Below are 11305 nucleotides of genomic sequence, written 5' to 3'. Positions count from 1 at the left end.
GAGAGATCATGGAAGCAGCCTCTGTCACCCCTTTGCCACCGCAACGGCCCGAGCGGCCCTTGCCCGTGGTATTGGTGGTGGACGATACGCCAGACAACTTGGCACTCATGGCTGAGTTGCTCAAGGAGCGTTACAGCGTCAAAGTGGCTGCCAATGGAGAGCGGGCCTTAAAAATTGCCCAAGCCCGACCAGCCCCCGATTTGGTGTTGTTGGACATCATGATGCCTGGCATGGATGGCTACGAGGTGTGCCGCCAACTCAAGGCCCAAGAAACCACATGCGACATTCCGGTCATTTTTCTGACAGCCCGTGCTGATACAGAAGACGAACGCAAGGGCTTTGCCCTGGGAGCGGTGGACTACATTACCAAGCCAGTCAGCCCTCCCATTTTGTTGGCACGGGTGCAGACCCATCTGGCCCTCAAGGCCACTGCTGATTTTTTGCGTGATAAGAGTGCGTATTTGGAGCGTGAAGTAGCCTTGCGCACATTAGAAGTGCAGGCCATTCAGGACGTCACCATCATGGCGATGACCTCACTGGCCGAAACCCGCGATGATGAAACCGGCAACCATATTCGGCGCACCCAACTCTATGTCAAGGCCTTGGCCGAGCGCCTGCGCACCCAACCGCGTTTTGAGGCCCAACTCAATGAGCGCATGATTGAGCTGTTTTACAAGTCGGCCCCTCTGCACGACATTGGCAAGATTGGTGTTCCCGATGCCATCTTACTCAAGCCGGGCAAACTCACCGCAGAGGAGTTTGGTACCATGCAGCGCCATGCTTCTTTGGGGCGCAGGGCCATCGAAGGGGCTGAGCGGCGTTTGGGGATGCGGGTACCCTTTTTGCGCATCGCCAAAGACATGGCCTATAGCCACCACGAGCATTGGGATGGTGGTGGTTATCCGGAAGGGTTGGTGGGAGAAGACATCCCTTTAGCGGGGCGTCTGATGGCGCTGGCCGATGTCTACGATGCCTTGGTGCATCCACGCATCTATAGACCAGAACCGTTCACCCACGAGCAGGCTTGCACCATGTTGCTTCGGGGCCGAGGAACGCAATTCGATCCTGAAGTGGTGGATGCCTTTATTGACATAGCCCAAGACTTTCAGCGCATTGCCCGCAATTACCCCGACGAGAGCAGTACCCCAGCAGCCCGCACTGGGCGCAACAACCAGCCCCGACAAGCAAGCCACAGGCATTCAGATCCGCTCTCTGGTGCAAACACACCTGTTTAGAAAGGCGCGTCTGGCGTTTCGTGAGGGGTGGCCGTTGCGCTGGTTTCTGTGTCGGAGGCGGTGGCAGTGCTCACCGCATCGGTTTGGCGCAAACCTGCTTTTTCGCCTGCGCTGGCAAACTTGCTGTACTTACCCAGAATGCTGACCAGCTGGCCATAGATGCGTGGGTTGCCTGCCAGGCATTCGCCCTGCTCCAAGAAGTCGGCTTCTCCCGTAAAGTTGCCGATCAGGCCACCGGCCTCCGTTACCAACAACGAGCCTGCTGCCACATCCCAACTGCTCAAGCCAGATTCAAAGAAGCCATCGCAATAACCAGCGGCGATATAAGCCAAGTCCAGAGCTGCAGCACCGGGGCGGCGCAGCCCTGCCGTGCGTGGCATGACATCGGCCATCATGCGCATGTAGTTTTGAAAGTTGTCCCCAGGACGAAACGGAAAGCCTGTAGAGATCAGGCTGTCTTTGAGCTGGGTGCGTTTGCTGACGCGGATACGGCGCTCGTTCAGGTAGGCACCCCGACCTTTGGTGGCGGTGAATAGGTCATTGCGCGAGGGGTCGTAAACCACGGCCTGCTCAATTTTGCCGCGCACCGACAGGGCAATGCTGACCGCATAGACCGGAAAACCGTGGATGAAATTGGTGGTGCCGTCCAGTGGATCAATGATCCAGACAAACTCGGAGTCTTTGGCACCATATTGGCTGCCCGATTCTTCGGCCAAAATGCCGTGACCAGGATAGGCGGTGAGCAGGGTCTCAATAATGGCTTGTTCGCTGGCGTGGTCTACTTCTGTCACAAAGTCGTTGATCTGCTTTTGCGAAATGCGCACCGCCTCCACGTCCAAGGCCGCGCGGTTGATGAGGGCGCCGGCGGCGCGGGCAGCCTTAATGGCCACGTTGAGCATGGGGTGCAGATTAGACGACATAAATTGTGGGAGTTGGTGCGCTCACTGACAAAACAGCGGCGCACAGGCCAAGAACAAAGAAAACGCAGCCCGGCGATGCGCGCTGCGACAATAAGGCCCCTGATTTTACCTGTGCCGTCCCCAACGTGCATCGTGCCTTTGCAACGTTTGCAGCATGGGTGACGCCCCAGGTCTGCTCTGCCTGCCATGAAAACCCGCTTTATCCTGATCCAGACCAGCCATGCTGGCAATGTAGGTGCTGCTGCCCGCGCCATGAAAACTATGGGCTTTGATGATTTGGTGCTGGTAGCGCCGCGTTGGCCCAACGTGTTGCGCCGTGAAGAAACCATCCAGCGGGCCAGTGGTGCCTTGGATGTGCTCAAAAATGCCCGCATCGTTGAGACTCTCGATGAAGCCCTAGATGGCCTGAGTCATCTGTGCGCCACTGCCATGACACCGCGTGATTTTGGCCCGCCCACGCGCGCCCCGCGCCAGCATTTTGAGTTGCTGTTGCAAGGCGCCCTGTCTACCCATGCTGTGGCCCATGCAGAGGCCACAGCGGCTGCCACGGCTCCAACCAGTGCAGAGACGGGGGTGGGCTTTTTGTTTGGTTGTGAGCGTTTTGGCATGGCCAATGAAGATGTGTACCGTTGTGATGTTGCCTTGCAGATCCCAACGCACCCGCAATTTGGCTCGCTCAATTTGGCCGCTGCCATTCAGGTAATTGCCTACGAGTGGCGCCAAGCTTTGGGCGGGTTTGCTGCGCTTGCCACAGCACCGGCCACTACCACCACAAACCGGGCCGATGCAGCCCAAGTGGCAGGGATGCTGGCACATTGGGAGCAGGCGTTGCTGGCTGTGGGTTTTTTGGACCCTGCGTCACCCAAAAAGCTCATGCCCCGGCTCAACCAGCTTTTTAATCGGGCGCAATTGCAGACCGAGGAAATCCACATCCTGCGTGGTGTTGCCAAAGCCATGATCGAAGCAGCACAAGCAAAGCACTAAACTTGCCAGCTCTTTGGCTTGCACGGTACTTTCTTTCCATGTTCACCCGCCTGCGCTCCGATATCCAGTGCATTCTTGAGCGCGACCCGGCTGCGCGCAGCACTTGGGAGGTATTGACTTGCTATCCCGGCCTGCACGCACTGGTGCTGCACCGCCGTGCCCATTGGTGCTGGACGCATGGCCTCAAGTGGCTCGGGCGCTTCATTTCTCACAGTGCGCGCTGGCTCACGGGTATCGAAATCCACCCCGGTGCCCAGATTGCACCCTGTGTCTTTATTGATCATGGCATGGGCGTAGTCATTGGCGAAACCGCCGAAATCGGCCCCGGCTGCACCATCTACCACGGTGTCACGCTTGGTGGCACTTCTCTTTACAAAGGCACCAAGCGCCATCCCACCCTGGGGGCCAATGTGGTGGTGGGAGCGGGTGCCAAGGTGTTGGGCGGCTTCACGGTGGGCGATGGGGCCAAAATCGGCAGCAATGCCGTGGTGACCAAGCCCGTACCGGCAGGTGCCACGGCAGTGGGCAATCCGGCCCGCATCATTGAGGCACAGGCCGATGTGCGTCGCGAGGAAGCCGCCTCCAAAATGGGGTTTTCTGCCTATGGTGTCACGCAAAGCGATGATCCTCTCTCTCAGGCCATGCGTGGCCTGATCGATAACGCCAGTGCCCAAGAACACCAGATTGCCCTGCTGTGGCAAGCAATAGAAAAGTTGGCTGCCGCCCCCCAGAACGGCAATTGCGTGCCTGCTGATGCCGCCCGACAGGAGCAGTTCGAGGCAGACAAGCTCAATGCCTTGGTGGGCAAGTAAGGGCTGGAGCCACTTTCTTTTTTGTATCAGGAGATCAGACCGATGGATGTATCCCAAGCCTTGCAGCAGCGCCGTTCGGTGCGGGCGTTTTTGCCACAAACCCCGAGTGCCCTGCTGGTGCGTACTGTGCTCGAGCGCGCTGCCTGCGCTGCTTCGGGGGGCAACCTGCAACCTTGGCGTGTGGTGGCCCTGACGGGCGAGGCGTTGGCGCAGGTGCTCCAGGCCGCTGCTCAATCAAACCCCCAAGAATATGCCAACAGTTTGTCGTATCCACCCAACCTGTGGGAGCCCTACCGCACGCGCCGTTTTGCCAACGGGGAAGACCTTTATCGCACCTTGGGCATCCCCCGCGAAGACAAAGCTGCACGGTTGCAACAACTGGCCAAGAATGCGCAATTCTTTGGCGCTCCTGTGGGCATCTTCATCTGCATTGATGAGCGTATGGGCCTGCCGCAGTGGATGGATGTGGGGATTTACCTGCAATCGTTGATGCTCCAAGCCACTGAAAGCGGATTGGCTACCTGTGCACAGGGATTTTGGCGCAAATATACCGAGGTGCTGCGCGAGCCGTTGGCCTTGCCCCAGCCCTACACCATTGCCTGTGGCGTGGCATTGGGCTATGAAGACACTGCGGCTCCCATCAATGCCCTTGAGGCAGGCCGCGCACCCTTTGATGAATGGGCTGTGATGCGCGGCTTTTGAGCCTGTCAGGCCCAACTGTCTTTTAGCCCCACAGCCCGGTTGAACACTGGTTTGCCCGGTGCATGGTCTACGCGGTCGGCCACAAAGTAGCCGTGGCGTTCAAATTGAAACTTGGCATCGGGTTGGGCATGGGCCAACGAAGGTTCAATGATGGCTGTGACCACTTTCAGGCTGTTGGGGTTGAGCGCCTGCAAGAAGTCCTTGCCTCCGGCATCGGGCTGGGCGTCAGCAAACAGGCGGTCGTACATGCGCACTTCGGCCTGTATGCCGTCACTCACGCCGACCCAGGTGATGGCAGCCTTGACTTTGACGCTATCGGCACCGGGCGTGCCGCTCTTGGTATCGGGCACTACGGTGGCCAGCACCTCGGTGATCTGCCCATGGGCATCCTTGGTGCAGCCGGTGCATTCAATCACATAGCCACCCTTGAGGCGCACCTTGTTGCCGGGGAACAGGCGCTTATAACCCTTGGGCGGGACTTCGGCAAAGTCTTCGCGTTCAATCCAAACCTCTTTACCTATCTGAAAGTGGCGTAACGGTGGTTCGGTGCCTGCTGGGGGATGGGGCAATGCGGGCAAGACGCAAGGCTCCAGATGTCCAGCTCCCATCACTTCGTCCCAGTTGGTGAGCACCAATTTCACTGGGTCTAGCACCACCATGCCCCGGTGTGCCGTGGCTTCAAGGGTCTCACGCAGGCAACCCTCCAGCGTGCTGTAGTCGATCCAGCTGTCACTCTTGGTCACGCCAATGCGCTCAGCAAACAGTTGCAAGCTCTCGGGGGTGTAGCCCCGACGGCGCAGGCCCACGATGGTGGGCATACGTGGGTCATCCCAGCCACTGACTTTGCCTTCATTCACCAGCTGTGCCAGCTTGCGTTTGCTGGTGACGACATAAGTCAGGTTCAGGCGTGCAAACTCGTATTGGTGCGGTGCAGGTGCTGCCAGCAAACCGGCCTCAATCAGGCGTTGCAACAGCCAGTCGTAGAACGGGCGCTGGTCTTCAAACTCCAATGTGCAAATGCTGTGGGTGATTTGTTCCAGTGCGTCTTCAATCGGGTGGGCAAAGGTGTACATCGGGTAGATGCACCATTGGTCGCCAGTGTGGTGGTGGCTCGCGTGCTTGATGCGGTAAATGGCTGGATCGCGCAGGTTGATGTTCGGGCTTGCCATGTCGATTTTGGCGCGCAGCACGGCTGCACCATCGGGCAAAGCACCATCGCGCATTTGGCGAAAGCGGGCCAGATTTTCTGCGGGAGTGCGGCTGCGGTACGGGCTGTCTATGCCGGGTTTGCCAAAGTCGCCCCGGTTGGTGCGCATTTCTTCGGCAGTTTGCTCGTCCACATAGGCGTAGCCGGTCTCAATCAAAGCCTCGGCAGCCCGGTACATGAAGTCAAAATAGTCGCTGGCCTGGTAGGGCTGGTCGTTGCCCGGTTGGCTCCAGTCAAAGCCCAGCCAACGCACGGCATCCATGATGCTGTCGACGTATTCTTGGTCTTCTTTTTCTGGGTTGGTGTCGTCAAAGCGCAGATGGCATACGCCACCATAGTCGCGCGCCAAGCCAAAATTGATGCAGATGGATTTGGCATGGCCCACATGCAGATAACCATTGGGTTCGGGCGGAAAGCGGGTGCGGATTTTGGCCGGGTCGGGCGCGCCCGCAGCGTGGTGAGCGGCATCGCCAGGGCTACCCGCCCAGCGGCGGCTGGCATAAGTGCCTTTGTCCAGGTCGTGTTCGATGATCTGGCGCAAGAAGTTGCTGGTTTTGGTGACTTCAGGGGCCGCAGTAGCGGCGGGGGCAGATGTGGGAATACTCATAGCGGGCATTTTAGGTGGCGGGTATGGTGACGGTGGTGGTGCTATGGCCGTTAGATATACGTCCAGAAACAAGTTTGCTGGCTTTTCTTGCCATCCTGTAGCCGCTGTGCGGCGTTAAGTCTGCATTCAACCGCAGACATTCGGGTTTGTGGTTTTCTTTTCAGGAGATTTCGGTATGGCAAGCAACCGTTTTTTTAGCGCACTGCTGGCAGGTGCCAGCCTGACCTTGGCGGCACTGCTGGGTACTGGCGCTGCGCAAGCCCGCGATGTGAATTGGTCGATAGGGATCAGCACCCCCGGCGTGGTGGTGGATGTGGACAATGGCCGTGCGGTGCGTGTGGTTCCAGCTCCGGTGTATCTGACCCCCCCACCCCCCCGCCCGGTCTACTACCCAGCGCCCCCTCAGCCGGTGTATTACGCTCCGCCCCCGCGTCCCGTTTACTATGCCCCTCCCGTTTATGTGGCTCCGCCAGCGGGGTATTACTATCGTGATGGTCGTCGGCACCATCGGCACCACCACCATGACCGGGGCCATCGGTATGGGCATGATCGCCGTGGTGATTGGGATCGTCGCTGAGCTGGTGCGCGGGCGTTGATAATGCACGATTTGGCCCTGTCGGCACAGGGGGCGGATGGGACTGGCATGTCAGGAGTTTGCTGTTGAAAACTGTTTTTGTCCTCAATGGGCCCAACTTGAACCTATTGGGTACCCGCGAGCCCACTGTCTATGGTGCTCAGACTTTGGCTGATGTAGAGCAAATCTGCATTGCCGCTTGCGTTCGGCATGGTTTTGCATTGCGTTTTCACCAAAGCAACCACGAAGGTGTACTGTTAGACTGGATTCATGAGGCAGGTCGTTTACACGCGGCCGGGCAATTGGCTGGTGTCGTGCTCAATGCGGGAGCCTATACCCATACCAGCATCGCTCTGTCCGATGCCATCAAGGGCACAGGGGTAACGCTGATCGAGTTGCACATCAGCAACGTTCATGCGCGCGAGAGCTTTCGCCACCATTCTTATCTGTCGGCGGTAGCCAAGGCCGTGATGTGTGGCTTGGGGGTACAGGGCTATGGGTTGGCTATTGATGCACTGGCCTTGTAGGCAGGGGGTGGAACAGGCAAGGTATCCATCCGTACCCTAGAGCATGTTGGCGTGGCTCAGAGTAAAGTGCAACCTGTTTTGCTTGACCATGGTGGGAGCCTGACATGCTGGATTTGCCACTGACTTTTTTACAACGCCCTGCAGCGCCGGGCACGCCTCGGCCTTGGCTGCTGGTGCTGCTACATGATGTAGCCAGCAACGAGCACGATTTGCTACAGCAAGTTACGGCATTTCCTGAGCGTTTTTACTTGTTGAGTCTGCGTGCACCACACCGTATGGGGCCGGGCTCCCATGCTTGGTTTGATTTTGCAATACCGCCTGGTGGCAGTCCGGTGATCGATTTGGAGCAAGAAGCCCAGAGTCGTGCACTGGTGGTGCAAAGCATCGTGGCGGCAGGGCTGCGCTTGGGCATTACACCAGAGCATGTAGTGGTGGCTGGTTTTGGTCAGGGCGGCATCATGGCTTTGTCGCTGCTGTTGGGGCGCCCTGAGCTTATGCGTGCTGCCATTGTTTGGCATGGGCGTTTGTTGCCAGATGTATTGCCAGACATGCTGGATTTGCAGGCCGAACGCAGCGCCTTTCAAGGCCACCAGTTGTGGGTAAGCCACGGCACGCACGATGCCGTGGTGCCTGCCGTCCATGCCCAATCTATCCGTCGCCAGTTAGAAAATACACCCATTCGTACCACCTTCCGTGAGTTTGCTGTGGGCCATGAGTTGCGGGTGGGCGAGGTGGCTGCCACCGTCTCGTGGGTGGAGGGGTTGGCGACTTTACAGCCTTCTTTTTGAACCAATGCCGCTGCCACCTTGGTTTTGACTGTAGCAGCCCAGAGCATTAACGAGATGGGTACACGCGCAGACAAGGCAGCAAGGTGTAGGCAGCGGGACCGATACATTCGAGCACTTGCGGGCTTTGCATGTGACGTCTGCCAATCAGCCAGAGCGTGCCCCAGTAGAGGGGTTGTGCAATACGGGACAGAGGGCTGTAACAGAGACAGAGACGTTGACATCCTCCCCGCCCTAAAGGACGGGGATTCCTACTGCTAGACGGCGATGCCCCGCCGCGAGAATGTTGCGTGCCGCATTCACATCGCGGTCGTGTTCCGCTGCGCACTCGCTGCACTTCCACTCTCTTATTCGCAAACCCGCTCTACCTTTCGGACTGCTGGCAGGGATGGCCCCGCAGCACGAGCAAGTCTGGGTGGTGTAGCTTTCATTCACTACTTCAAAGACGACACCGGCCTGATGGCTCTTGTATTCCAACATCGTCTTGAGCATGGCCCAGCCCGCATCCAGTGTGGACTTGGCCATCTTGGTTGTGACCAGCTTGGCGCTGCTCACATCACCGACAAAAATAGCGGCGTTTTGTTTCACCAGTTCCGTGCTGAACTTATGCAGCACATCTTTGCGCTGGTTGGCAATTTTTGCGTGGATGGCTTTGATCCGGTGCTTTTGGTGCGCCCGCTGTGCAATACCGAGTTTGCATTCGAGCTTGCGGTAAAAACGCCCTTCAATGCGTTCGCCAGTAGAAGTGACCGCCGCCTCTTTCAAACCCAAGTCGATACCGACACTGGCTGCGCCCGCACTGGCCTGGGCCTGCACCTTGACCACCACATTCAAATACCAACGACCCCGGCTGTCTTGGCTAAAACGGCCCGCACGCAACTCGTAGTCCGCTAGGCCGTAGCTGTCCCACAAACAAAAGCGATGACCCGCAAAGGCGATTTGCCCCGCTTTGTATTGCAAGGCCCGCGCTTTGAACGGAATCCAGCCCAAGCTGTATTTGCTGGACTGGGGGTTGGAGATACGCCAGCGCAGTTTGGCTTTTTTGAATTGCTTGCGTACTTTGGCGTAGTCCTCGCACACCTGTTGCACAGTGGGCGAACCGATGTGTATGCGATCGCACTGGCTGAAACCGTTGGTGAGCTTTTGCAGGTCGTAGCCCGAGAGCCATTGGTGGCGCTCGCGGATGGCGCGGTGGCTGGTTTCGTTGCAAAAATTCCAGACCTGATTAACCTCACGCGCCATCAACGCCAGCACTTTGGCGTGCTTGTCTTTGATGCGCAGACGCAGGGTTTTGGTGCAGTCCATGACGTAGATTATGGATTGCGCTTAACCCCGGACTGAACTCCGGGGCTTCCCTCCCGCGCACCGGGTGAAGTATGGACTGCTGCTGGGTAGTTCACAACATGCTTTTAAAAAGCGGATACCAGACTTGGAAAACAAAAAGCCCCCTGAATTGCTTCAGGGGGCTGGTTTTGGCGGAAACGGAGGGATTCGAACCCTCGATGAGGCTCTACACCCCATACTCCCTTAGCAGGGGAGCACCTTTGGCCACTCGGTCACGTTTCCAATCCTGCCATTGTACCCTGATTTTCAGGGTGGTTGCAAGAATCACTCGGCAGGTTTGTCCAGATCGAAGGCGGTGTGCAAAGCGCGCACGGCCAGTTCCAAGTATTTCTCGTCGATGACGACCGAGGTCTTGATTTCGGAAGTAGAAATCATCTGGATGTTGATGTTTTCTTGGCTAAGCACGCGGAACATGGTGCTGGCTACGCCCACATGGCTGCGCATGCCAATGCCGACAATACTGACTTTACAGATATGGGGATCGCCGACCACTTCTTGGGCGCCCAATTCGGGCACCACCTTGGTGCGCAGCAGATCCAAGGCACGGTTGTAATCGCTGTGATTGACGGTGAAGCTGAAATCAGCCTTGCCATCTTTGCTAATGTTTTGGATGATGACATCCACTTCGATGTTGGCCTCTGCCACCGGGCCGAGGATACGGTAGGCAATGCCGGGGGTGTCGGGCACACCCAGAACCGAGATCTTGGCTTCGCCACGGTTGAACGCGATGCCGGATACAACGGCTTTTTCCATTTTTTCGTCTTCCTCAAAAGTGATGAGCGTGCCCGATTGGGCTTCTTCGGCCAGGTCAATGTCCCAAGGGGTGAAGCTTGACAGCACCCGCATGGGCACCTTGTACTTGCCAGCAAACTCGACCGAACGAATCTGCAACACCTTGCTACCCAAACTGGCCATTTCGAGCATTTCTTCGAAACTGACAGTGTGCAAACGGCGAGCAGCAGGCACCACGCGTGGGTCGGTGGTATACACCCCATCCACATCGGTGTAGATCAGGCACTCGTCAGCCTTCATGGCAGCCGCAATCGCCACGGCGGAGGTGTCAGAACCACCACGACCCAAGGTGGTGATGTGGCCGTCCTCGTCAATGCCCTGAAAGCCCGTGATAACCACTACCTTGCCACCGGCCAAATCGGCACGTACGCGCTGATCGTCAATCGACTCGATGCGGGCTTTGGTGTAGCTACTGTCTGTGCGCACAGGCACTTGCCAGCCGGTATAGCTGATGGCGTCCAGCCCTTCGGCCTGCAAGGCAATGGCCAACAGGGCCGATGATGCCTGCTCACCTGTAGCAGCCAGCATGTCCAGCTCGCGTTGGTACTCAGCCGTAGATTTGGCAGGAGCCAGTTCGCCCGCCAGACCCAGCAGGCGATTGGTCTCGCCGCTCATGGCGCTGGGTACAACCACCATCTGGTGGCCAGCGCGCGCCCATTTGGCCACGCGTTTGGCAACGTTGCGGATGCGCTCGGGCGAACCCATCGACGTGCCGCCATATTTATGAACGATCAATGCCATTGGAGATGTGTGGTGACGAAACCCAGAGGGCGCGGCGCAGGTTGAACAATGTTTTGGGGCGCCGCCGCGTTTCGT

11 protein-coding genes and 1 tRNA gene are annotated in these 11305 nt (G+C 57.9%); 7 read left to right on the top strand and 5 right to left on the bottom strand.

The genetic code is table 11. The features are described 5' to 3' along the window. Positions 1-8: 8 nt before the first annotated feature. Positions 9-1235, top strand: a complete 1227-nt coding sequence (locus ACYVB2_RS09405; protein WP_382432633.1) for a response regulator — start codon at positions 9-11, stop codon at positions 1233-1235. Here the strand turns inward: ACYVB2_RS09405 and ACYVB2_RS09400 are convergent. After that, the gene (locus tag ACYVB2_RS09400; protein ID WP_382432635.1) at positions 1232-2155 is read right to left on the bottom strand and encodes an inositol monophosphatase family protein; all 924 of its coding nucleotides are present in this window, start codon (positions 2153-2155) and stop codon (positions 1232-1234) included. The two genes, ACYVB2_RS09405 and ACYVB2_RS09400, sit on opposite strands and share 4 nt — an antisense overlap. A 186-nt stretch (positions 2156-2341) precedes the next feature. Here ACYVB2_RS09400 and ACYVB2_RS09395 point away from each other — a divergent pair, with 186 nt between their 5' ends. From ACYVB2_RS09395 to ACYVB2_RS09385, 3 genes are read left to right on the top strand one after another with little or no spacing between them, the layout of a single operon-like run. Beyond that, entirely contained in the window at positions 2342-3139 is a 798-nt protein-coding gene (locus ACYVB2_RS09395) for an RNA methyltransferase (protein WP_382432637.1), read from the top strand. A 38-nt stretch (positions 3140-3177) separates the two neighbouring features. Further along, positions 3178-3951 carry a serine O-acetyltransferase gene (gene cysE, locus ACYVB2_RS09390; RefSeq protein ID WP_382432639.1) on the top strand — a complete coding sequence of 258 codons (774 nt, stop codon included), beginning with the start codon at positions 3178-3180 and terminating at the stop codon, positions 3949-3951. A 42-nt stretch (positions 3952-3993) separates the two neighbouring features. Next, positions 3994-4653: a nitroreductase gene (locus ACYVB2_RS09385; RefSeq protein WP_382432641.1), complete on the top strand. Its 660-nt coding sequence runs from the start codon at positions 3994-3996 to the stop codon at positions 4651-4653. Positions 4654-4658: 5 nt separating this feature from the next. Here the strand turns inward: ACYVB2_RS09385 and ACYVB2_RS09380 are convergent, their stop codons facing one another. Next, complete coding sequence (locus tag ACYVB2_RS09380) at positions 4659-6467, bottom strand: glutamine--tRNA ligase/YqeY domain fusion protein (RefSeq protein ID WP_382432643.1); 1809 nt, start codon at positions 6465-6467, stop codon at positions 4659-4661. A gap of 175 nt (positions 6468-6642) precedes the next feature. Between ACYVB2_RS09380 and ACYVB2_RS09375 the strand changes: the two genes are divergently transcribed. The 3 genes from ACYVB2_RS09375 (at position 6643) to ACYVB2_RS09365 (ending at position 8356) form a co-directional block, all read left to right on the top strand. After that, complete coding sequence (locus ACYVB2_RS09375) at positions 6643-7044, top strand: hypothetical protein (RefSeq protein ID WP_382432645.1); 402 nt, start codon at positions 6643-6645, stop codon at positions 7042-7044. Positions 7045-7124: 80 nt separating this feature from the next. Next, complete coding sequence (gene aroQ / locus ACYVB2_RS09370) at positions 7125-7568, top strand: type II 3-dehydroquinate dehydratase (protein ID WP_382432797.1); 444 nt, start codon at positions 7125-7127, stop codon at positions 7566-7568. A gap of 104 nt (positions 7569-7672) precedes the next feature. Continuing rightward, positions 7673-8356 carry an alpha/beta hydrolase gene (locus ACYVB2_RS09365; protein WP_382432647.1) on the top strand — a complete coding sequence of 228 codons (684 nt, stop codon included), beginning with the start codon at positions 7673-7675 and terminating at the stop codon, positions 8354-8356. 231 nt (positions 8357-8587) lie between these two features. Here ACYVB2_RS09365 and ACYVB2_RS09360 read toward each other — a convergent pair whose 3' ends face one another. From ACYVB2_RS09360 to ACYVB2_RS09350, 3 genes are all read right to left on the bottom strand, one after another. Next, on the bottom strand, positions 8588-9658 hold the full coding sequence (locus ACYVB2_RS09360; RefSeq protein WP_382432649.1) for an RNA-guided endonuclease InsQ/TnpB family protein: 1071 nt from the start codon (positions 9656-9658) through the stop codon (positions 8588-8590). Positions 9659-9826: 168 nt separating this feature from the next. Then, positions 9827-9919 (bottom strand) — tRNA-Ser (locus tag ACYVB2_RS09355). Positions 9920-9961: 42 nt separating this feature from the next. After that, a complete protein-coding gene (locus ACYVB2_RS09350) occupies positions 9962-11230 on the bottom strand; it encodes an aspartate kinase (protein ID WP_382432651.1) in 1269 nt (422 codons plus the stop codon). Positions 11231-11305: the final 75 nt, after the last annotated feature.

The sequence above is a fragment of the Giesbergeria giesbergeri genome (assembly GCF_054779375.1).
Note: the sequence above shows the minus strand (reverse complement) of the source record. Positions and strands in the feature narration are given on the sequence as shown.